This window comes from Kineococcus sp. GCM10028916, assembly GCF_042674865.1.
GTDB lineage: Bacteria > Actinomycetota > Actinomycetes > Actinomycetales > Kineococcaceae > Kineococcus.
Window position 1 is genome coordinate 1 of the sequence record NZ_JBHTFM010000008.1, and the last position, 21,308, is coordinate 21,308.

The 21,308-nt window shown below is 71.6% G+C and carries 22 protein-coding genes; 11 read left to right on the forward strand and 11 right to left on the reverse strand.

Annotated elements, in window-relative coordinates; genetic code table 11:
* The first annotated feature begins 216 nt into the window (after positions 1–216).
* Entirely contained in the window at positions 217–636 is a 420-nt protein-coding gene (locus ACFQ46_RS09335) for a hypothetical protein (protein ID WP_380259241.1), read from the forward strand.
* 130 nt (positions 637–766) lie between these two features.
* Here the strand turns inward: ACFQ46_RS09335 and ACFQ46_RS09340 are convergent, their stop codons facing one another.
* Positions 767–1,246 (reverse strand): hypothetical protein, encoded by a 480-nt coding sequence (locus ACFQ46_RS09340; protein ID WP_380259242.1) that lies wholly within the window; start codon positions 1,244–1,246, stop codon positions 767–769.
* Between the two features lie 237 nt (positions 1,247–1,483).
* On the opposite strand from ACFQ46_RS09340, the gene ACFQ46_RS09345 reads away from it, so the two are divergent.
* The gene (locus tag ACFQ46_RS09345) at positions 1,484–1,891 is read left to right on the forward strand and encodes a hypothetical protein (protein ID WP_380259243.1); all 408 of its coding nucleotides are present in this window, start codon (positions 1,484–1,486) and stop codon (positions 1,889–1,891) included.
* A 52-nt stretch (positions 1,892–1,943) separates the two neighbouring features.
* On the opposite strand, the gene ACFQ46_RS09350 is transcribed toward ACFQ46_RS09345, so the two are convergent.
* The 3 genes from ACFQ46_RS09350 to ACFQ46_RS09360 all read right to left on the reverse strand — a co-directional run bounded on the left by ACFQ46_RS09350 (position 1,944) and on the right by ACFQ46_RS09360 (position 5,619).
* Positions 1,944–2,567, reverse strand: coding sequence for a nucleotidyltransferase domain-containing protein (locus tag ACFQ46_RS09350; RefSeq protein ID WP_380259244.1), 624 nt, complete (start codon positions 2,565–2,567; stop codon positions 1,944–1,946).
* A 276-nt stretch (positions 2,568–2,843) separates the two neighbouring features.
* Positions 2,844–5,036, reverse strand: coding sequence for an MMPL family transporter (locus tag ACFQ46_RS09355; RefSeq protein WP_380259245.1), 2,193 nt, complete (start codon positions 5,034–5,036; stop codon positions 2,844–2,846).
* 1 nt (position 5,037) lies between these two features.
* Positions 5,038–5,619, reverse strand: a complete 582-nt coding sequence (locus ACFQ46_RS09360; protein ID WP_380259246.1) for a TetR/AcrR family transcriptional regulator — start codon at positions 5,617–5,619, stop codon at positions 5,038–5,040.
* Between the two features lie 106 nt (positions 5,620–5,725).
* On the opposite strand from ACFQ46_RS09360, the gene pcrA reads away from it, so the two are divergent.
* The gene (gene pcrA, locus ACFQ46_RS09365; RefSeq protein ID WP_380259247.1) at positions 5,726–8,056 is read left to right on the forward strand and encodes a DNA helicase PcrA; all 2,331 of its coding nucleotides are present in this window, start codon (positions 5,726–5,728) and stop codon (positions 8,054–8,056) included.
* Here the strand turns inward: pcrA and ACFQ46_RS09370 are convergent.
* Genes ACFQ46_RS09370 through ACFQ46_RS09380 form a run of 3 tightly spaced genes read right to left on the reverse strand, consistent with a single transcriptional unit; the run spans position 8,028 to position 10,102 of the window.
* Complete coding sequence (locus tag ACFQ46_RS09370; protein WP_380259248.1) at positions 8,028–8,771, reverse strand: alpha/beta fold hydrolase; 744 nt, start codon at positions 8,769–8,771, stop codon at positions 8,028–8,030. The two genes, pcrA and ACFQ46_RS09370, sit on opposite strands and share 29 nt — an antisense overlap.
* A gap of 55 nt (positions 8,772–8,826) precedes the next feature.
* Positions 8,827–9,189 (reverse strand): hypothetical protein, encoded by a 363-nt coding sequence (locus tag ACFQ46_RS09375; protein ID WP_380259249.1) that lies wholly within the window; start codon positions 9,187–9,189, stop codon positions 8,827–8,829.
* Between the two features lie 4 nt (positions 9,190–9,193).
* Entirely contained in the window at positions 9,194–10,102 is a 909-nt protein-coding gene (locus tag ACFQ46_RS09380) for an acetamidase/formamidase family protein (protein WP_380259250.1), read from the reverse strand.
* 2 nt (positions 10,103–10,104) lie between these two features.
* On the opposite strand from ACFQ46_RS09380, the gene ACFQ46_RS09385 reads away from it, so the two are divergent.
* Positions 10,105–10,497, forward strand: a complete 393-nt coding sequence (locus tag ACFQ46_RS09385) for a PPOX class F420-dependent oxidoreductase (RefSeq protein ID WP_380158321.1) — start codon at positions 10,105–10,107, stop codon at positions 10,495–10,497.
* 32 nt (positions 10,498–10,529) lie between these two features.
* Here ACFQ46_RS09385 and ACFQ46_RS09390 read toward each other — a convergent pair whose 3' ends face one another.
* Positions 10,530–11,882, reverse strand: coding sequence for an alpha-L-fucosidase (locus tag ACFQ46_RS09390; RefSeq protein WP_380259251.1), 1,353 nt, complete (start codon positions 11,880–11,882; stop codon positions 10,530–10,532).
* Positions 11,879–12,790, reverse strand: a complete 912-nt coding sequence (locus ACFQ46_RS09395; RefSeq protein ID WP_380259252.1) for a MurR/RpiR family transcriptional regulator — start codon at positions 12,788–12,790, stop codon at positions 11,879–11,881. The genes ACFQ46_RS09390 and ACFQ46_RS09395 overlap by 4 nt, the downstream gene beginning before the upstream one ends.
* Before the next feature lie 226 nt (positions 12,791–13,016).
* Here ACFQ46_RS09395 and ACFQ46_RS09400 point away from each other — a divergent pair, with 226 nt between their 5' ends.
* The 5 genes from ACFQ46_RS09400 to ACFQ46_RS09420 are packed head-to-tail and all read left to right on the forward strand — an operon-like array spanning position 13,017 to position 18,000.
* Positions 13,017–13,784 (forward strand): sugar isomerase domain-containing protein, encoded by a 768-nt coding sequence (locus ACFQ46_RS09400; protein ID WP_380259253.1) that lies wholly within the window; start codon positions 13,017–13,019, stop codon positions 13,782–13,784.
* 31 nt (positions 13,785–13,815) lie between these two features.
* A complete protein-coding gene (gene ngcE, locus ACFQ46_RS09405; RefSeq protein ID WP_380259254.1) occupies positions 13,816–15,222 on the forward strand; it encodes an N-acetylglucosamine/diacetylchitobiose ABC transporter substrate-binding protein in 1,407 nt (468 codons plus the stop codon).
* The gene (locus ACFQ46_RS09410; RefSeq protein WP_380259255.1) at positions 15,219–16,148 is read left to right on the forward strand and encodes a carbohydrate ABC transporter permease; all 930 of its coding nucleotides are present in this window, start codon (positions 15,219–15,221) and stop codon (positions 16,146–16,148) included. Before ngcE ends, ACFQ46_RS09410 begins: the two co-directional genes overlap by 4 nt.
* Positions 16,145–17,041 carry a carbohydrate ABC transporter permease gene (locus tag ACFQ46_RS09415; protein ID WP_380259256.1) on the forward strand — a complete coding sequence of 299 codons (897 nt, stop codon included), beginning with the start codon at positions 16,145–16,147 and terminating at the stop codon, positions 17,039–17,041. Before ACFQ46_RS09410 ends, ACFQ46_RS09415 begins: the two co-directional genes overlap by 4 nt.
* Positions 17,038–18,000 carry an N-acetylglucosamine kinase gene (locus ACFQ46_RS09420; protein ID WP_380259257.1) on the forward strand — a complete coding sequence of 321 codons (963 nt, stop codon included), beginning with the start codon at positions 17,038–17,040 and terminating at the stop codon, positions 17,998–18,000. The genes ACFQ46_RS09415 and ACFQ46_RS09420 overlap by 4 nt, the downstream gene beginning before the upstream one ends.
* On the opposite strand, the gene ACFQ46_RS09425 is transcribed toward ACFQ46_RS09420, so the two are convergent.
* On the reverse strand, positions 17,978–18,580 hold the full coding sequence (locus tag ACFQ46_RS09425) for a LysE/ArgO family amino acid transporter (protein ID WP_380259258.1): 603 nt from the start codon (positions 18,578–18,580) through the stop codon (positions 17,978–17,980). The genes ACFQ46_RS09420 and ACFQ46_RS09425 overlap by 23 nt on opposite strands.
* A gap of 71 nt (positions 18,581–18,651) precedes the next feature.
* Between ACFQ46_RS09425 and ACFQ46_RS09430 the strand changes: the two genes are divergently transcribed.
* Positions 18,652–19,506, forward strand: a complete 855-nt coding sequence (locus ACFQ46_RS09430; RefSeq protein WP_380259259.1) for a LysR family transcriptional regulator ArgP — start codon at positions 18,652–18,654, stop codon at positions 19,504–19,506.
* 26 nt (positions 19,507–19,532) lie between these two features.
* Positions 19,533–20,015 (forward strand): DUF427 domain-containing protein, encoded by a 483-nt coding sequence (locus tag ACFQ46_RS09435; RefSeq protein WP_380259260.1) that lies wholly within the window; start codon positions 19,533–19,535, stop codon positions 20,013–20,015.
* 20 nt (positions 20,016–20,035) lie between these two features.
* On the opposite strand, the gene ACFQ46_RS09440 is transcribed toward ACFQ46_RS09435, so the two are convergent.
* Positions 20,036–21,304, reverse strand: a complete 1,269-nt coding sequence (locus ACFQ46_RS09440; protein ID WP_380259261.1) for a cation:proton antiporter — start codon at positions 21,302–21,304, stop codon at positions 20,036–20,038.
* Positions 21,305–21,308: the final 4 nt, after the last annotated feature.

Sequence of the window (21,308 nt, forward strand, 5' to 3'; positions counted from 1 at the left end):
CGCCTTGCACGGGTCGCGAAGCCGTGCCCTCGATGTGGTCCATGACCTCAGCGTGGCACCAACTGGTCACTTCCGTAGGCGGGATGACCTCACGGTCATCCCGCGTTGTGCGCGGTCGGCGACGTCGCGCTCACTGGCCAGACTGCAGGCCGTCCGCCAAAACCGTGCGCTCCACGGTGAGCAATAGCCCTGAGCCGCTCCGGGAAGATGACGAACATGCCCCTCGACGATCAGACCTACGCATGGAACGACCTGCTAGGACGTCTGGTCGGGTTCCGCCTCTTCTCGGTCCAGTTCGTCATGGACTACGTCCAGCTTCGCTTCGACGGTCCGACACACGATGCCCCGGTCCTCAACTGCGACGTCATGCCCGTCGTGGAGGCAGCCGGCCGACGGATCGTGCCCGGAGAGACCGGCTACGCCGATGCCCTGGTCTCGCTCATACCAGGGGCCGTGACCGCGACGACCGAGGCGAGGGCCCAGGGGCTACGCCTGGAGCTCACCGGCGGAGCGATCGTCCTGCTGCCCACCCCTGACGAGATCGAGGGGCCAGAGATCGCCATGCTCTTCGGCTTCGAGGACAGGAGTTGGATGTGTTGGCGGCCCGGCGAGGAAGCCTTCGAGCACCTCACCTGATCTTCTGGTCTCACCACGAGCTGCGTTCCCTCGGCGTGCTCACGACTTCACGGTCATCCCGCGTTGTGCGTGCTGTCGCTGGCGGCCGACGACGTCACGGTCCTGACGAGAAGCGGACGAGGCGCGACGGTCAGCACATGGCGCCGACGACCACTCGGTCCGAGGCCACGTCGTACGTCAACATCACCATCGAGGGCGCACCCTCCTCAGCCATGATCACCGGCTTGCGCAGCTGCTGCCCGAGGGTTCGCAACCAAGCACACAGCGCATCCAGCTGGCCTTGATCCCGCACCGCCGCGACGTTGACGTCAAAGTTGACCTGGCCGGTCTCCAGGAACCAGAAGATCACGTGGAGCTCCTCCGTCAGCCACACCTGCAGGGAGGCGTCGAGCATCCGCTGCGAGGAGGTGAACAGCTCTGCGGCAGCAGGCAGTGACTCCACCGGACGACCCGCCTCGCGGTACTCCCACCTCAACGTCCCCGCGCTCACCAGGTCGAAGACGGCCTGCCAGTCGGCGACGCTGCCACCCTCCACCCAGGCGTCAGGGAGATCGCCCACCTCCTTGGGACTGAAGGCTTCACAAACCTCATTCCACTCCACATCAGGCACCTGACGATCATGCATCGACGACCGCTGAGCTGCGGCGAACGCACGGTCATCCCGCGTTGTGCGCGCTGTCGCTGGCGACGACGGCTTCACGGACTTGTCGATGACCAGATGGTTGCCAGATCCAGACCCACCTTCGAGTGACTCCTCAAGGTGCTCCTGGTTGCCCTGCCAGCTGACACGATGCAGAGACCACCGGCTGCAGGAGGACCCATGCAACACCCCCGGCGACACCTCGCTGTGCTCGTACTCACCGCAGCGGCCTTCCTGCCCATCACCGCGTGCTCCAACGGCCTGGACCCGGACAGTCCCACCGCCCTGGCCCTGGAGGCGGTCGACGACCCCGCGGCCATCGCGCAGCTGGCCCAGGACGCTCCCGCCCCACAGGCGGCGATCCTCGACGACGGCCAGGTGAGCGACGGCGAGTACGAGCAAGCTCTCACCGCAGAACGCGACTGCGTCAGCGCCGCCGGCTACGAGCCCTCCAGCCTGGCCTGGGGTGATGGAGAGCTGGGCTTCACCGTCACCGCCAGCTACGAAGACGAAGCCGACCCCCAAGCAGCAGACGCCGCTTTCCGCGTTACCACGGATCAGTGCCGAGAAGAGAACAGCACTCTGGTCGCCACGATCTGGGCCAACCAGAACTGAGGTCGCACGCACCCACGGGCGAGCTCAGGAGCACCTCACGGTCATCCCGCACTCACTGCGCCCCAGACACATCCAACGGCTGCAACCAGCGGTGATCCCCTGCACTCACGCGTAGCGCCTGTGAGAGCCACGACCGCTGCTCGTCGGCGAGGACGGTGAGCAGCTGCAGGAAGTCGGCTTTGTCCTTGGGGCGCGACCCGACGCTCTTGTAGAGCAACTGCACCTCCGGTGCGAGCACCGCCCGCCCGGGTGCGGAGCTGGGACCGTCCAAGGACCGCCAAGGGCGCCGGACCCGGTCGTCGTGACGGTAGATCCACTGCTGCCCGCCGGCATCGACGTCGTCGATCATCAGCTGCAAGGCCCACGGGGACGTCTGAGTGGGCCGGCACCAGATGTCGCTGACGTGCGCCGACAAGACCTCTCCGGCTGGCCAGGGCCTGAGGATGCCGGGTGGGTCAGCGGCGTGCAGGTCCCATCCGGTCAGGTGCTCACGCAGAGCGGGTAGGTCGTCTCGCAGGACCAGGACGTCGACGTCGTCGTGGGTTCGCGTGGAGTAACCCAGGTGCAGGTCGACAGCCCAGCCACCAGCGATCCACCACGGCACCGCGACCCTGTTCAACAGGTGTGTCACCTGCGCGGGACTCAGCGGGTCCCACGGCCCGAGGTCTTGGCTCACGACTTAAGCCTGGCAGGGGGTCACCGACTTCACGGTCATCCCGCGGTGCGCGCGCAGCGCACGGTCTGTCAAGGCCTGGGTTCTGTAGACACACTGCCGGGGAAGTCGTCATCCTCGACATCACCGGTAGTCCGGTCACCGCGTACCGCGTCGTCGTCTCCGACATGCGCCCTTGACGGGCCGGGCGAACTCTGCGGACCCCCCCCGAGCCTGGACTCCACGGTCATCCCGCGATCTGCAGGACAGGCCCAGGCCAGAGGGGCCGTCAGCGACCGCTCACGCAGCCGACCTCGCCGTCAGGGCCGTGCCCTCGACGTCGAGGGTCGGCAACCACCGCAACCACCGCGGCATCCACCACGCCGCCCGGCCGAGCAGCGACAACGCCGCCGGCACCGCGACCATCCGGACGACCACGGCGTCGGCGAGGATCCCGACGGCCAGCGCGAAGGCGATGGGTTTGATCGTCGAGTCGCCCTGCGGGACGAACCCCGCGAACACCGCGAACATGATCGCCGCGGCGGCCACCACGACGGGTGCCGCCTGCCGGAACCCGGTGCGGACGGCCTGCACGGGATCGGCGCCGTGGGCGTGCGCCTCGTGCATCCGGGAGACCAGGAACACCTGGTAGTCCATCGCGAGGCCGAAGAGGATCCCGACGACGATGATCGGCGCGAGGCTCAGCAGGGGGCCGGTGCTCTCGGCCCGCACGATCTGCTTCAGCCAGCCCCACTGGAACACCGCGGTCGTCGCGCCGAGCGCGGCGCCGATGGTCAGCAGGAACCCCAGGACCCCGACGACGGGCACCAGGATCGAACGGAAGACCAGCACCAGCAGGACGAACGCGAGCCCGACGACCAGCACGAGGTACACCGGCAGCGCGTCGGACAGCGTGCTGGAGACGTCGACGCTCACCGCGGTCTGGCCGGTGACGTAGGCGGTGGTCCCCGAGGGGTCCCCGGCGATGAGGTCGCGCATCCGGTGCACGAGGTCGGTCGTGGCCGTGTCGTCCGGGGCGGTGGTGGGGACGACGGTGACGAGGGCGGCGCTCCCGTCCCGGTTCGGCGTGGGCGGTGCGGCGAAGGCGACCCCCGGCAGCGCACGGAGTTCCGTGCTCAGCGCGGTCGCGCGGTCGACCGCGCCGGCTCCCTCCCCGTCGCCGTGGACGAGGACGACGATCGGTCCGCTGACCCCCGCGCCGAAGCGGTCGGAGAGGATCTGCTGCGCCTTCGCCTGGGTGCTGCCGTCCGGCCACGCGGTGCTCAGCGTGGTCTGCATCGAGGTGACCGGGATCGCGACGACCCCGAGGGCCACGACGGCCAGCACCAGGCTGACCCAGCGCCGGGTCGTCACGGTCCGACCCCACGTCGCGAACAGCCCCTTGCGTTCGGTGCCGTCCGGGACGTGCGGCGGCGCCACGTGGCGGCCGCCGCTGTGCTCGAGGGCCTTGCGGGCCGAGCGCGGCAGCGCCCGCAGCCCGACGAACCCGAGCGCCGCGGGGACGAGGGTGAGGGCGATGAGCACGGCGACGACGACCGTCGCGGCGGCGGCGATCCCCATCTCGGTGAGGAACGGGATGCCGGCCACGGCGAGACCGGCGAGCGCGATGACCACGGTCACCCCGGCGGTCAGGACCGCCGACCCCGCGGTCCCCACGGCCAGCGGGACGGCCTCGGCCACGCTGCGCCCGTCGAGGAGTTCCTGCCGGAAGCGGGTGACGATGAACAGCGCGTAGTCGATGCCGACGGCGAGGCCCAGCATGATCGCGAGGATCGGCGTCGTGGACTGCAGGTCGACGAAACCCGTGAGGGTGGTGATCCCGAGCGCACCGATCCCGACGCCGACGACGGCCGTCAGCAGGTTCATCCCCGCGGCGACGAGCGAGCCGTAGGTGATGGCGAGGACGACGAGCGCGACGACGACACCGATGACCTCGGCGGGTCCGCCGAGTTCGGAGACCCCCTGCGTCACCTCGCCCGTCACCTCCGCGTCCAGGCCCGTGGCCCGGGCGTGCGCGACGGCGGCGAACAGCCCCTCGCGTTCGGACGCGGTGACCTCCGACGCCTGCACCGGGTAGCTGACCGTGCTGTACGCGGCGCGCAGGTCGGGGGAGACGACGGGGTTCGCGGCGTCGAGGGGGTTGCTCGCGCCCGCGACCCCGTCGAGGCCGTTGAGCTCCTGGACGGCGGCGAGGACCTTCGCCGCGTTCTCCGCCGAGGTGATCTGCTGACCCTCGGGCACCTCGAAGACGACCTGGGCCGATCCGCCGTTCGCGGTGTCGCCGAACTCCTCCCCGATGAGGCGCAGCGCGGTCGTCGACTCCTGGCCGGGGATCTCGAAGGAGTTCACCGTCTTTCCCGACAGCGTGGCCGCGCCGACCCCGGTCAGGGCGAGGAGCAGGACCCAGACCGCGACGACGAGGCCGCGGCGGCGGAACGCGCCGGCTCCGATGCGGTGCAGGAAGGTCGCCATCTCAGTTCTCCTCGGCGGTGTGCCCGAGCGCGGCGAGCGCAGCGGTGATCAGGTGGGGGCGGACGGTCGCGGCGTCGAGGTCGCAGAAGGCGAGCGAGGTGACGGCGAGCCCGCTGACGGCGGTGGTGATCCGGACGCCGCGGTCCAGGACGGCGGCGCTGGGCGGTTCCCCGCTCTTGACGATCGCCGTGCCGAAGGAGCGGAACAGCACCTCGCCGAGGTGGTCCAGCCGGTCGGAGGACAGCGCCCCCTGGCTGATCGTCGTCAGCATGAAGGAGACGAGTCCGGGACGTCGCTCGGCGAGGGCGACGAGGGCTTCGACCACGGCCCGGTCGCGCCCGGCGCCGGTCGGGAGGTCCGTCACCTGGGTGGCGATGCGCTCGAAGTGCCCGACCGTGTGCGCCACGGTCGCCTCCTCCAGCGCCTCCTTGCTCGGGAAGCGGTGCAGCAGACCGGTCTTGGAGTAGCCGACCGCGTCGGCCACCCGCTGCACCGAGGTCTGCTCGATCCCGTGGCGGGCGAACAGGGCCGCCGCCGCCTCGAGGATCTCCTCGTCGATCTGTTCCTTCGTCAACCGGGGCACCCGACCACTGTAGACCGGTGTGGACCGGATCGGTCGCACAGGGACCGGTTCGGTCCATCGCGGGGCGGTGGGTCGTGTCGGAGGCGAGGCCTACCCTTGACCCACGATGAGCACTCTCTTCGACGACCTCCCGCTGGGCCCCTCCTCGAGCGGCGACCCGAGCGGCGGCAGGACCGCGCCGACCCCGCGCCGGGGGGCGGACCCGGCTGCCCTGCTCGAGGGGCTGAACCCGCAGCAGCACCAGGCCGTCGTGCACGCGGGGTCGCCGCTGCTGATCGTCGCGGGCGCCGGCTCGGGCAAGACGCGGGTCCTGGCCCACCGCATCGCCTACCTGCTGGCCGAGGGACGCGCCACGGCCGGGCAGGTCCTCGCGATCACCTTCACCAACAAGGCCGCTGCGGAGATGCGTGAACGGGTGGCGTCACTGGTGGGCGACGTCGTGGGGATGGGGGCCCGCAGCATGTGGGTCTCGACCTTCCACTCCGCCTGCGTGCGCATCCTGCGCCGCGAGGCCCAGCACCTCGGCATGCGGACGTCGTTCTCGATCTACGACTCCGCCGACTCCCAGCGGCTCATGGCGATGGTCGGCCGCGAGCTGCAGCTGGACCCGAAGAAGCACGCGCCGCGGGCGATGTCGACGATGGTGTCGAACCTCAAGAACGAGCTCGTCGACGAGGAGACCTTCTTCGACCGGGCGAACTCCGAGAGCGGCAACGAGACCGAACGCGTCCTCGCGAAGGCCTACCGGATGTACCAGCAGCGGCTGCGCCAGGCCAACGCCATGGACTTCGACGACCTGATCATGTCCACGGTGCACCTCCTGCAGGCCTTCCCGGACGTCGCGGAGCACTACCGCCGACGCTTCCGCCACGTGCTGGTCGACGAGTACCAGGACACCAACCACGCGCAGTACATGCTGGTGAAGGAACTCGTCGGCACCGGCGAGGGCCCCGTCCCGCGCGGGGAGCTGACCGTCGTCGGTGACGCGGACCAGTCGATCTACGCCTTCCGCGGCGCGACGATCCGCAACATCGTCGAGTTCGAGCAGGACTACCCGGACGCGACGACGGTGCTGCTGGAGCAGAACTACCGCTCGACGCAGAACATCCTCACCGCGGCCAACGAGGTCATCAAGCTCAACGACGACCGCCGGCCGAAGAACCTCTGGACGGCCTCGGGCGCGGGGGAGCGGATCGTCGGTTACGTCGCCGACGACGAGCACGACGAAGCCGCCTTCGTCGCCGAGGAGGTCGACCGCCTCCACGACGCGGGATCGCTGAAGTACAAGGACGTCGCCGTCTTCTACCGGACGAACGCGCAGTCGCGCTCGCTGGAGGAGGTCTTCATCCGCACCGGCCTGCCCTACAAGGTGGTCGGCGGGACGCGCTTCTACGAGCGCAGGGAGGTCAAGGACGCCGTCGCCTACCTGCGCGTCCTCGACAACCCCGACGACACGGTGAACATGCGCCGCGTCCTCAACACCCCCAAGCGAGGGATCGGCGAACGGGCCGAGGCCGCGATCGCGGTGCTGGCCGAACGCGAACGGATCGGCTTCAACGCCGCGCTGGACCGCGCCGACGAGGCGATCGGTCTGGTGTCGCGCTCCCTGAACGCGATCCAGGGTTTCGCCCAGCTGATCCACGACCTGCGCACGCTGGCGGAGTCGGGGGCCGCCCCCTCCGTGGTGCTCGAGGCGGTCCTGGAGCAGAGCGGTTACCTCGCCGAACTCCGCGCGAGCTCGGACCCGCAGGACGAGTCCCGGGTGGAGAACCTCTCCGAACTCGTCGCGGTGGCCGAGGAGTTCTCCGAGGACAACCCCGAGGGGACCCTCTCGGACTTCCTGGAACGCGTCTCCCTCGTGGCCGACGCCGACCAGATCCCGGCCGGTGCCGAGGACGACGGTGTCGTGACGCTCATGACGCTGCACACGGCGAAGGGCCTGGAGTTCCCCGTCGTGTTCCTCACCGGCATGGAGGACGGGACCTTCCCGCACATGCGCTCCCTGGGGGACCCCGACCAGCTGGCCGAGGAACGTCGCCTCGCCTACGTCGGCCTGACCCGGGCGCGCGAACGGCTCTACCTGTCCCGCTCCGCCGTCCGGAGCGCCTGGGGCGCACCGCAGCAGTACCCGCCGTCGCGGTTCCTCGACGAGGTCCCGGCGACGCTGGTCGAGTGGAAGCGTGCGCAGTCGGCGTTCCAGAACGTCGCCTCCCCGAGCGCCGCGTCGCGGATCTCCCAACGCCCCGGGGTGCGTTCCGCCGGCAACCGGCCGGTCATCACCCTGAACCCCGGCGACCGGGTGACGCACGACTCCTTCGGCCTCGGCACCGTCGTGCGCATGGAGGGCGAGGGCGACAAGACCATCGCGCACATCGACTTCCGGTCCGAGGGGACGAAACGGCTGCTGCTCAGGTACGCGCCGGTCGAGAAGCTCTGACCACGGACGCCACCTCGCGGGGACGTTCCAGCGGCAGCAGGTGACCCGCCCCGGGCAACGTCACGAACGTCGCCCGGGGGTAGGCCACCCCGTTCAGCTCCCGCTGGGCGTTCTCGCCCAGGTCACCGTCCGCGCCGCCCGCGACGAGGACCGCGGGCAGGTCGAGGACCCCGACCCGCTCGGACCAGTCCTCCCGCGACCCGAACTCCAGCCAGTTCCGCCAGGCCAGCGGGGAGGAGCGGAGCAGGTCGGTGACGGCGCGTTCCGCGGCCGCGAGTTCCAGGGGCCCACCCACGTTCGCCGCGACGAACTCACTGGCGGCGGCGGCGTCCAGCGGGCCGTCCCGCACCCAGGACAGCATGAACGCCCGGCGTTCCTCCGCCATCGGCTCGGGCACCGGCGGGGAGCCGGCGAGCAGGACCACCCCCGAGGGGGGTGGGAGTTCCCCGGCGAGCGCCCGCGCCGCGACGACGGAGGCGATCTTCCCGCCCATGCTGTGCCCCAACAGGATCCAGTCGTCGTCCACCGCCGACAGCCGCTGCACGACGTGGTCGGCCATCGCCCGCACCGAGGTCCCGAGTTCCACCGGTGCGTCGCCGAAACCCGGCAGGTCGAGCGCGAGGAGCTCGAACTCCGGACCGAGTTCCGCGGCCAGCGCGTCGAAGGCGAGGCGGCTCGACCCGAGGGCGTGCAGACAGACGACAGTGGTGCTCACAGCGCCCATCCTCGGGGCGGAACGGGTGACCGGCGCGTCGGAGCGGCGCTGCGGGCTACTGCCCGAACGTGTACCGCAGGTTCGCGTTGGTCAGCTGGTTCACCCGGCGACGCAGGTGCCCCAGCGACGACGGCTCGGGGAGCTGGTCCTCGACCAGCAGGGTCCACCGCAGGTCCGTCCCCTGGTGAGCCGCGTCCCACGGCAGGTCGAAGCGGAGCCGCGCGTCGGGTCGGACGGGCCACAGCGACGACCACACGAGGAGGTGGGGCGCGTCGACGGTCAGGACCTCGGGTCGCTGCTCGTCGTGGAGCAGCTCCAGCCACGGGCGGTGCGGGTCGCGGTCCGGCGCCAGCAGCGCCTCGCAGACGACGTGCGGGGGTGCGGGCTGGTTCCTGCGGCGGGATCCGGCCTCGAGCACCCTCCTAGCTGGGGTGGGTGCGCCGGAGGGCATCGTGTCGCAGCGCCGCGTGCACGCCCCACGTCTCGTTCGCGACCTGGGTGATGCGCAGGTCCACGCAGGCGCTGAGCAGGGCGAACGTCGTCGACCGGTCGAGGTCGAGCTCCGCGGCGACCCACGTCACCATGTCGTCGAGCGCCGCGTCCGTCGCGGCGTTGAGGTCCGCGTCGAACCCGAAGGTCAGCCGCTCGGTCGGGGTCGTGGCGTGCACGGAGGGGAGGGCGGGCACCGCGACGACGGAGACCGTGAGGTCGGTGGTCGTGCCGCACTCCACGGCCGTCCCGCAGACCTCGCCGTCGCCCTGGGCCGCGTGCCCGTCGCCGAGGCAGAGCAACGCGCCGGGGACGTGGACGGGCAGGAACAACGTCGAGCCGGCGACGAGGGAGCGGCAGTCGATGTTGCCGCCGTGCCCGGGGCGCGGCGGGGTCGTCGAGTGCTGGCCCGGTTCGGCCGGGGTCGTGCCGATGACGCCGAGGAAGGGGGCGGTGTCCACCGTGAACCCCAGCTGGTTCGTCGCCGTGCGCGCGTCGTCGTCGATGTCCCACAACAGGTCCGCGCGCTCCGTGATGCCCAGGCGCACGTTCAGCGGGCTGTCCACCGCGCCGGCGGACGTCCACCCCCACCCCGACGTGGTGATCGAGTGCAGGGTGACGGCCAGGACGTCCCCGGGGCGCGCACCCCGCACGGAGACCGGCCCGACGAGGCAGTGCCCGCGCGCGCCCTCGAGGCGACGGGGCGTGGGGGCCCCGGGGTGTTCCGGTCGGCGGAGGTAGCCGCGGGCGTCGAGCGCCTCGACGGTGAAGCGTTCGCCGTCGTCGACGACGAGCGCCGGTTCGAGGGCAGGGTCGAAGACGTCGGTCGGGGTAGCGTCCACGCATGGATCTTCCCCCCGAACTGCTCGTCCTGCTCCGTGAACGCGCCACCTGCTACCTCGCGACGACGATGCCCGACGGCTCGCCCCAGCTCACCCAGACCTGGGTCGACACGGACGGGACGAACATCGTCATCAACACCGTGCAGGGCTTCCAGAAGCTGCGCAACGTCGAGCGGGACGGCCGGGTCGCGGTCACCGTGGCCGATCCGGCGAACCCGAGTCGCTACTTCTCGGTGCGCGGCCACGTCGTGGCGTCGACCACGGAGGGGGGAGTCGAGAGCATCGAGGCGCTGTCGCAGAAGTACCTGGGCGCCCCCTACCCGTGGTTCGGGGGCCGCGACCAGGTGCGCGTCGTCCTGACGATCGCCGCCGACCGGATCCACGCCGTCGGCTGACGCGTCGTCCTCGCCGGAACGGGCGACCCGTTTCAGGCGGTGGTCGTCCGGATCCCCGCCAGGACCGGTCGCGCGCGGAACCGTTCGAGCACCACGTCGACCCGGTCGGCGAGCACGTCCGGGACGTCGAGGATCCGCAGGTGACCGACGACACCGGCGCCGCCCCGCCACACGACCTGCCCGGACAGCGACAGTTCCACCGTGGACTCCTCGATGCGCTGACCGTGGTCGAGGTCCTCGGCGAGGTCCACCGAACGGAACCGCAGCGGGGCGGCGAAGGTCAGCGTGGTCCGGGGCCTCCCGTCGGCGTCGGAGGTCGAGACCACGGCCTCACCGGAACGGTCGGCGGCCCGGTGGGCGCGGATCAGCTCACCCAGCCCGTGCAGGGACGCCACGTCGGGGGCCGCCAGCACGCCGTCGGCGCTCGGGGGGACGTTGAGCAGGAAACCCGCGTTCCCGCCGACCGCGGCCCGCCACAGGTCGAACAGTTCCGTCGCGCCGCGCACCTGCCCGTCCTCGCCCGGGTGGTGGAACCAGCCGGGCCGGATGGAGGTGTTCACCTCGGCGGGGTACCAGACGCACTCACCGGCGTACCCCGCCAACGCGGCGCGGCTGCCGAGGTCGACCTCGTCGGAGCGGACCGCCCGGGAGAACCCGTCGTCGTCGGCCTGCTGCGAGCGGGACGCGACCCGTTCGGCGTCGCGGAGTTCGTGGGGGACGACGCTCCACTCGTCCGGACGGGTCTGCCCGGCCTCGTTGCCGCACCAGCGGACGTCGGGACCGCAGACGCTGATGACCGCGTCCGGTTGCAGGGCACGGATCACCCGGTGGTAGCGGTCCCAGTCGTAGAACTGCCTCCGTCCGTCCGGACCCTCGCCGTTGGCGCCGTCGAGCCAGACGCAGAACACCTCGCCGTAGCCGGTGAGCAGTTCCGTGAGCTGGGCGACGAAGTAGTCGTCGTAGTCGGTGCCCGTGCCGTAGCGGGCGTCGGTGCGGTCCCACGGGGAGAGGTAGACGCCGAACGCCAGACCGCGCGCGGCGCACGCGGAGGCGACCTCGGCGACGAGATCACCGCCACCCCCGCGCCACGGGCTGGCGGCGACGGTGTGGGTGGTGTGAGCGCTGGGCCACAGGCAGAACCCGTCGTGGTGCTTGGCCGTCAGGACCACCCCGCGCATCCCGGCCGCCGCCATCGTCGTGACCCAGCCGTCCGCGTCGACGTGGGCGGGGTCGAACAGCGCCGGGTCCTCGTGCCCGAGCCCCCACTCGCGGTCGGTCACGGTGTTCATGCCGAAGTGGACGAAGCCGTAGAACTCCAGTTCCTGCCAGCGCCGCTGCCGGGCGGAGGGACGGACGCCGGCGAGGTAGCGCAGGTCGAGGCTCACCGCGTCCGCCGCCGGGGTCGGGAGGAGCGGACGGCGTGGTCCTCGGGGATGTGGTGGGTCAGCGCCCGGGCGGCGCTCGCCCGGTCGTAGGTGAGTTGCGCGACCCGCACGTAGAGGCAGTCGATGACGAACAACTGGGCGTGCCGGGCCGCGAAGGGACCCTCGCGGAACGTCGTCCCACCCGGTGCGACGGTGAGCACCACGTCGGCGGAGCGGGCCAGGGGGGAACCGGGCTCACCGGTGACGGCGATCGTGGTGGCCCCGCGCCGGGCGGCCAGGGCGGCGGGTTCCACGACCTCCCGGGTGGCGCCGGACACCGAGACGGCGATGACGACGTCGGCCGGGGTGAGCAGCGCCGCGGAGGTGGTCGCCGCGTGCACCTCGGTCCAGTTCCGCACCGGAACGCCGATGCCGAACAACCGCGAGTCCGTCTCCGCGGCCATCGCCGCGCTGCCGCCCACGCCGTACACATCGACGCGACGTGCCCGGGCCACGGCCTGCGCCGCCCGTTCCAGCGCGACCAGGTCGAGGCGGCGGGCGGTGTCCTGCAGGCTGCGGACGTCCGCAGCCGCGACGACCGCGACGACCCGTTCGAGGTCGTCGTGGGGGAGGATGTCCGGCCCGACCTCGGCCCCGCCCCAGACCGGGTCACCGGCGCGGCGTCCCTGTTCGCGGGCCAGCAGCAGGACGAGCCCCTGGTACCCCTCGAGCCCGATGGTCTGGCAGAAGCGGGTGACCGCGGCCTGCGAGGTCCCCGCGCGACGCGCGAGTTCCGCCGCGGAGCAGCGCTCGACCGCCTCGGGTTCGGCGAGCACGAAGTCGGCGACCTTGCGCAACGACGGCGGCAGTTCCGCGTGGACGGCGAGGATGCGCTGGGCCGGGTCGGGACCGTGGGTCGACACCGTCACCTCCGGTTCTCCACTGGTTGACCGATGCACCAGCACGGTCGTGCGACGGAGAGTAGCAGCGGATCCCGGCACGGCTCGGGATCTCGTGCATCCCACCACACAGCCTGCCACGCAACACGAACGTAACCAGGATGTGACGGGAAGCCCTTGACTTCACCACCGCCGTGGATGAAACATTCATCCACCCGATGTCGACTCGCTGAATCACCGACCCAGGAGTTCCGCTGTGGCAGCCTTCCCGCAACACGTCGACGAGTTCCAGCGGGAAGTGGTGTCCCGTCTCGAGGCGCTCTCCGCGCTCGCCGGTTCCGGTGGTCTCGACGCAGCGGTCGACCTGCTCAGCACCTGCATCTCCACCGGCGGGGTGGTCCAGGCCTTCGGCACCGGGCACTCCGAGGGTTTCGCCATGGAGATCGCCGGCCGGGCGGGCGGGCTGATCCCGACGAACAAGGTCGCCCTGCGCGACGCGGCGCTCGTCGGGGACCACGCGATCGCCGAACTCACGGGGGAACCCCCGCTGGAACGCGACCCGAACATCGCCCGGGACGTCTTCGCGACCGTGGTCCGCGACCCCCGCGACGTCTTCGTCATCGCCTCCAACTCCGGGGTCAACGGTTCCGTCGTCGGGCTCGCCCTGCTGGCCCAGGAGCACGGCCACCCGGTGATCGGGGTCACCAGCCTCGCCCACACCCACGCCGTGCAACCCCAGCACCCCAGCGGGAAGCGCCTCGCCGAGATCGCCGACGTCGTCATCGACAACCTCGCCCCCTTCGGCGACGCGACGCTCGACTCCGTCGGGGACGTCACCGTCGGTGCGGTGTCCTCGCTCACCTCCGGCTACATCGCCCAACTGCTGACCATCGGCACCGTCGCGACCCTCACCGCCCGCGGCGAGGAGGCCCCGCTCTACGTCTCGGCCAACGTCCCCGGTGGGCACGACCGCAACCTCACCTTCGAGGCGAGGTACGGAGACCGTCTGCGCCGCAGCGCTTGAACCCATCGTCCGCAGTCCGAGAGGAAGCACCGTGAGCGAGTCCCCGTTGTTCCAGCGTCGTCGGTTCCTGGGTCTGGTCCTGGCCGGCACCCTCGTGCCCGTCGGCGTGAGCGCCTGCGCCGCCGGCGGCGGCAGCGACACCCCCGCCGACTCCGCCCCCACCGGTGAGGTCAGCGACACGAACCCCTTCGGCGTCGGCGAGGGCGCCGCCGTCGAGGCCGTCATCTTCGACGGCGGGTACGGCACGGACTACGTCAGCGCCGTGGCCGCCGCGTACGCCGACCTGCACAAGGGGGGCAAGCTCACCGTCGCACCCTCCACCCAGATCTCCCAGCAGATGCAGCCGCGCTTCGTCGGCGGAAACCCCCCGGACCTCCTCGACAACTCCGGGGCCAACGCCATCGGGCTCGCCACGATCGCGAAGCAGCTCGAGGACCTCGCCCCGCTCACGAAGGCCAAGAACACCGAGGGCGACGTCATCGCCGACACCCTCTACCCGGGGATGCTCGACGACGGCTACTACGACGGTCGCCTCGTCCAGCTGAACTACGTCCTCACGGTCTACGGGCTCTGGTACTCCAAGTCCCTCTTCGACGCGAACGGCTGGAAGGCGCCCACGACGTGGGACGACGTCCTCGCCCTGGGCGCCTCGGCGAAGACGGCGGGCAAGTACCTGTTCTGCTGGGGCAAGGAGGCCGCGTCCTACTACCTCACCCTCGCCGTAGAGTCGGCGATCAAGGAGGGTGGCGACGAGGTCCGCGTCAAGCTGGGGAACCTCGACGCCGACGCCTGGAGCCATCCCGCGGTGCAGGCGGTCTTCGCCAAGATGGAACAGGCCGTGCAGGCCGGGTACTTCCTCCCGGGCGGTGCCGGCACCCAGTTCACCGCCGCGCAGGCGCAGTGGACCCAGGGGCAGCAGGCGGTCCTGTACCCCTCCGGTTCCTGGATCGAGAACGAGATGAAGAGCCAGACCGCGGCGGACTTCCAGATGACCGGGTGTCCCGCGCCCGCGGTGTCGAGCGGGGCGGCGATGCCGGCCGAGTCCTTCCACGCCAGCGCCGGGGAGCCGTTCGTCGTCCCGAGCCAGGCGAAGAACAAGGCCGGCGGCATGGAGACGCTGCGGCTGATGCTGTCGAAGGAGGGCGCCACGAACTTCGCCAAGGCCAAGCTCTCCTCGACCATCGTCAAGGGCACCGTCCCCGCGGACGCGTTCGGTTCCACGGCCCTGGCGTCCCAGGTCGCCATGCTCGACGCGGCCGGCGAGAACACCTTCACGTTCAACTTCAACGACATCTACGGCTTCACCAGCCAGAACAACGTCCTCTGGAACAGCTTCCTCTCGGGTGAGCTCGACGCCGCCGGTCTCACCAGCGGCCTGCAGAAGCAGTTCGACGACACCCGTGCGGACGACTCCGTGGTCAAGGTCAAGGTCTCGTGAGGACCCGCCGCAGGCTGACGTTCGACCGCGTCAGCCTGATGGTGGTGTTCCTCGGGATCCCCGTCGCGCTCTACCTGGCCTTCGTGCTCTACCCGTTCACCCAGGCCGCCTGGTACTCGCTGACCTCGTGGTCGGGGTTCACCTCGACCCAGCAGTTCATCGGCCTCGACAACTACGTGCACCTGGCGCAGGACGACCTGTTCCTCAAGGCCGTCGGCAACAGCCTCGTGCTCCTCGTGGTGGTGCCGATCGTCACCCTGGTGCTGAGCTTCGCCCTCGCCTGCCTGCTGACGTTCGGTGGGTCCTCGACCGGGGCCGTGCGGGGACTGTCGGGGTCGTCGTTCTACCGGATCGTGTCCTTCTTCCCCTACGTCGTCCCCGCGATCGTCATCGCGATCATCTGGGGGCGCGTCTACGACCCCAGCGCCGGGTTGCTGAACGGTGTCCTCACCGGACTCGGCCTCGACCACTTCGAGAAGTTCGCCTGGCTGGGCCGTTCCTCGACGGCGATGGCGGCCACCGTCGTCGTCATCGTGTGGACGTTCGTCGGTTTCTACATGGTCCTCTTCGTCGCGGCGATCCGCGGGATCCCGGCGGAGACGTTCGAGGCCGCGCGCCTCGACGGTGCGGGCCGGTTCCGCACGGCGGTGTTCATCGCCGCACCAGGGGTCTCGGGCGCGCTGCGCACGGCCTACGTCTACCTCGGGATCTTCGCCCTCGACGCGTTCGTGTTCCTGGCCGGGCTCAACCCCGACGGCGGTCCGGCGAACTCGACCCTGGTCATCACCCAGCAGATCTTCAGCACCGCGTTCAAGGACGGCCGGTTCGGGCTGGCCTGCGCGATGGGCGTCGTCCTGGCGCTGGTGACGTTCGCCTTCACCGGTGTGGTGTTCGGCGTCGCCCGGTGGCGGGAGAAGCGCGCGTGAGCGGGGTGACGCAGCGACCGCGGGTCCAGTCGGCGCCCACGGCCCGGCCGGTCCGCGGGACGGGGCGCGGGGAGCGCGCCGTCGCCGTCAGCTCGCACACCGTGCTCGGGATCTGGTCCCTGCTCGTCCTGGTTCCGCTGCTCTGGACCATCGTCTCCAGCTTCAAGACGACGAACGAGATCTTCGCCTCGCCGTTCTCGCTGCCGCGGGAGTGGCAGTTCCAGAACTACGTCACCGCGTGGCGGACCGCGGGCATCGGGACCTACTTCCTGAACTCCGTGATCGTGGTGTCGTGCGCGCTGGTGCTGACCATGGTCATGGGGTCCATGTCGGCCTACGTGCTGGCCCGGTTCCAGTTCCGCGGCCGCACGCTGATCCGCTACCTCGTCGTCGCGGGTCTCACCTTCCCGGTGTTCCTCGCCGTCGTCCCGCTGTTCTTCATCCTGCGCCAGCTGGGTGTCCTCAACACCCTGCCCGGGTTGATCATCAGCTACGCCACCTACGCCTACCCGTTCACGGTGTTCTTCCTCACCAGCTTCTTCGAGGAGCTCCCCGGCGAGATCGCCGAGGCGGCCTCCATCGACGGGGCGAGCGAGTGGCGCACGTTCTTCCAGGTCATGCTCCCGATGGCCAGGCCCGGCATGGCGTCGGTCGCGATCCTCAACTTCGTCGGGCTCTGGAACCAGTACCTGCTACCGGTGGTGCTGAACTCGGACCGGCAGAACTACGTCCTCACCCAGGGGATGGCGTCCTTCGCCTCCGCGGCCGGCTACGACGTGGACTTCGGTGCCCTGTTCGCCGGGGCGGTCACGACCATCGTGCCGGTGCTGGTCGTCTACCTCGTCTTCCAGCGACGGTTGCAGGGGGCCGCGTCCGCGGGCGGGCTCAAGTGACGCGGTTCCTGCTCGCGCTCGACGCCGGTGGCAGTTCGACCCGGGCCCTCGTCGCCACCCTCGACGGACGTCCCTGCGGACGGGCCGTGGCGGGGCCGGGGAACCCGACCGCGGTGGGCGCTGCCGCCGCGTTGGCCGCGGTGCGGACCGCCGCCGCCGCGGCTCTCGCGCAGGCGGGGCCCGGTGAGGTCGTGTCGGCGGTGCTGGCCGCGGCGGGCTCCGACCGCGTGCTCACCCTCGAGGACCTGCGACGGGTCCTCGACCTCCCCCCGCACGCACGGTTCCGCCGCGCCTCCGACCTGCTCGCGATGTACTACTCGGCCGCCGTCGAGGACTCCGGGGCGGGCCTGATCGCCGGGACGGGTTCCGTCGCGGCGCGGGTCGTCGACGGAGACCTCGACCGCGTCGTCGGCGGCAACGGCTGGCTGCTGGGGGACGCCGGGTCGGGGTTCTGGATCGGGCGGCGGGTGGCCCGGGCCGTCGCCGCCGCCCTCGACGGCACCGGACCCGCGACGGAACTGCTCGGCGCGACGCTGGAGACGTTCGGGCTCGAGGACGACCGCCGCCCGCGCGAGGGGCGCCCGTACGCGCTCGGCGAACTCGTGGACCTCGTCTACGCCCAGGACCCCGTCGGTCTGGCCCGCCTCGCCCCGGTCTGCTTCGCGGCCGCCCGGGTGGGGGACCAGGTGGCGGCGGGGATCGTGTCGGGCGCGCAGGACGAACTGGCCACGCTGCTCGACGCCGTCGCCGGGCCGGGTCCCCTCGTCGTCGGCGGCAGCGTCTGGCGGTTGGGGATCGAGCGCACCGGCCGGTCGGAGGCGTTGCAGCGTGCGCTGGCCGGGCGGCAGGTCGCCGGCGCCGACGACGGTCTGCTGGGCGCCGCCGTCCTCGCGCTGCGCGAACTCGGCCACCCCCCGACGCGGTTGCGCGAGCAGCTCACGGCGCTCGCAGCAGGCTGACCGCGAGGACCGTCATGATCAGCGCCACCCCGAGGTCCAGCACCCGCCAGGCGGCGGGACGGGCGAAGAGCGGTCGCAGCAGTCTCGCCCCGTGACCCAGGACGGTGAACCACACCAGGCTCGCGAGCATCGCGCCGGCGGCGAACCACCAGCGCGCCCCGCCGTGGGTGGCGGCGACCGACCCGAGCAGGACCACGGTGTCGAGGTAGACGTGCGGGTTCAGCCAGGTGAGGGCGGCGGTCGTGGCGAGCACGGTGCCGAGGCGCGCGGGTTCCCCCGCGGTGTCGGCGCGCAGGGCGCCGGGGCGCCAGGCCCGGCGCAGCGCGAAGGCGGCGTAGGCGAAGAGGAACGCCGCGCCGACCCACCGCACGACCTGGAGGACGTCGGGGGAGCGGGTGAGGAGGGCCCCGGCGCCGCCGACGCCCGCGGCGATGAGGACGACGTCGCTGGCGACGCAGACCGCGACGACCGCCCCGACGTGCTCCCCGCGGACCCCCTGCTTGATCACGAGGGTGTTCTGGGCGCCGATGGCGACGATGAGGGAGAGGCCGAAGAGGATCCCGGCCAGGAACGTGAGCACCCTCCGACGCTAGAGAGCCGAGCCCGACGACTCCAGCTCAGGATCCTTCACCGGCATTAGCATCGCTGTTCGTGGACCTCGACCTCGGGCAGTTGCGCGCGCTGGCGGCGGCCGTCGCCGAAGGCACGTTCGAAGCCGCCGCCCGTGCGCTGCACGTGACCCCCTCGGCCGTGAGCCAGCGGATCCGGGCGCTGGAGTCCTCGGCCGGTCGGGTGCTGCTCGTGCGCTCGAAACCCGTCGTCCCGACCGTGGCCGGCCGGACGGTGCTGCGCCTGGCGCGCGAGGTCGAACTGCTCGCCGCGGATGCGGGACGCGAACTCGGCGACGCGTCCGGCATGCCCGTGCTGCCCGTCGCGGTCAACGCGGACTCGCTCGCGACCTGGTTCCTCGCGGCCATCGCCCCGCTGGCGGGGGACTTCTGCTTCGACCTGCGCCGTGAGGACCAGGAACGCACCAGCGAACTGCTGCGCGACGGCAGCGTCGTCGCGGCCGTCACCGCGCAGGCCGAAGCGGTCGCGGGGTGCTCGGTCACCCGCCTCGGGGCCGTGCACTACCAACCCTGCGCGTCGGTGGACTTCGCCCGCCGGTGGTTCCCCGGCGGGGTCGACCGGGACGCGCTGGCGCGGGCGCCCGTGGTGGTCTTCGACCGCGACGACGACCTGCAGGACGACTGGTTGCGCGGGTTCGGGCACCCCCTCCCGCCCCGTCACCACGTCCCGGCGACGGCGGACTTCGGGGAGGCCGTCCGGCGGGGGTTCGGCTGGGGGATGCTGCTCCCGGCGCAGATCGGGGCCGTCGGGGCGGGGGAGCTCGTCGACCTCGCGCCCGGCGGCGGGGTCGACGTCGTCCTGCACTGGCAGCGGTGGAAGATCCGTTCCCCGTCGCTGGACCGGCTCGGCGACGCCGTCCTCGCCGCCTGGCGCTGACCCCGTCCCGGCCGCACGCTGTGCGGGTGAGCGAATCCTGCTGGGACTACCCCCGCCCGCCGCGCCTGGAAGTCGCGACGCGACGGGTGCGGATCCACGACCCCGAGGGTCGACTCCTCGTGGACGTGGCTCCCGAGGAGGGGCGTGCGTGGCGGGTCCTGGAGACCTCCCACCCGCCGACGTACTACGTCGCGCGGGACGCGGTGCCCGCCGACGCGATCGCCCGCGGGGACGGCAGGTCGTGGTGCGAGTGGAAGGGGCAGGCGTCCTACGTGGACCTGCTCGCCGCGGACGGACGGGTGCTGCGACCCCGCGCCGCCTGGACCTACCCGCGGCCGACCCCGGGTTTCGAGGCCCTGACCGACGCGCTGGCGTTCTACCCCTCCGGGGTGCGCTGCCTGCTCGACGACGAGGAGGTGCTGGCGCAGGAGGGCGACTTCTACGGCGGGTGGATCAGCTCCGAGGTGACGGGCCCCTTCAAGGGCGCGCCGGGCACCATGGGCTGGTGACCCGTTGACCAGCTGATCCGTCAGAGGTGGGTTCCCGCGACGTCCCCGCGGTGGTCGGTGGGGGCGTTGCGGAACCTCGCCGCGTCGAGTCGGCGCACGATCGGGCCAGCCGTGAGGCCGTGGACGAAGACCGACAGGGCAATGGTGAAACCGACGGCGGCCCACAGCTCCTCGCCGGGGAACTCGCCCTCCCCGAGGGCGTAGGCCAGGTAGAACAACGAGCCGATGCCACGGACCCCGAAGCTCCCGATGACCCAGCGCTCGCGGGGTCCGCCGGCGGTGCGCGCCAGGCTGAGGTACCCCACGACGGGGCGGATCACCACGATGAGCAGCACACCGACCAGGGCCAGGCGCCACGTGAGCGCGGCCAGCAACCCGTCGCTGAGGGCCGCCCCGAGCAGCAGCAGCAGCCACGAGGTGAGCATCCGCTCGATCTGCTCGACGAACTCGTGGGCGACCTTGTGCGCTCCGTGGGCCCGCTCGGCGGAGCGGATCGTGCAGGCGGCCACGAAGACCGCGACGAAGCCGTACCCGTGGACGAGTTCGGTGACCCCGTAGGCCAGGAAGGTCACGGCGAGCGCGGTGAACCCCTCGGCGTTGTCGGCGAGACGCAGCGACGGGAGCGGGGAGTGGAAGAACAGCCGCCCCAGGACCCAGCCGATGAGCAGACCGGAGGCCACCCCGACGACGCCACGCAGGGCGACGTCCTCGAGGAACCAGTCGCGCAGCGCCACGACGGAGAGTCCCGTGCCCGCGAGGACGACGGCGAGGTGGACGATCGGGAAGGCCGCGCCGTCGTTCAGGCCGGCCTCGCTGGTCAGGGCGAAGCGGACCTCGTCCTCGGTGTTGTCCTCGTCGGCGGGTTCCCCCACCTGGACGTCACTGGCGAGGACGGGGTCGGTGGGGGCGAGGGCCGCGCCCAGCAGCAGGGCCGCGGCCACCGGCAGACCGGCCAGCCACCCCGCCCACGCGACGGCCGCGATCGTCAGCGGCATCGCCACGGCGAGGAGCCGCCAGGTGGACGCCCAACGGCGCCACCCGACGGCTCGGTCAAGGGCGAGTCCCGCCCCCATCAACGAGATGATGACGACCAGCTCGGTGACGTGCTGGGTCGCCTCGCGGTGCTTCAGCGGGTCGACCGACGGCAACCCCGGGACGAGGCCCAGCAGGACCCCGGCCCCGAGGAAGGCCATCGGCAGGTTGACCGGGAGCCGGTCCACCACCCGCGGCAGCAGGGCCGCGACGAGGGCACTGGCCCCCGCGAGGGTGAAGAGGACCGGCGACAGCACCTGG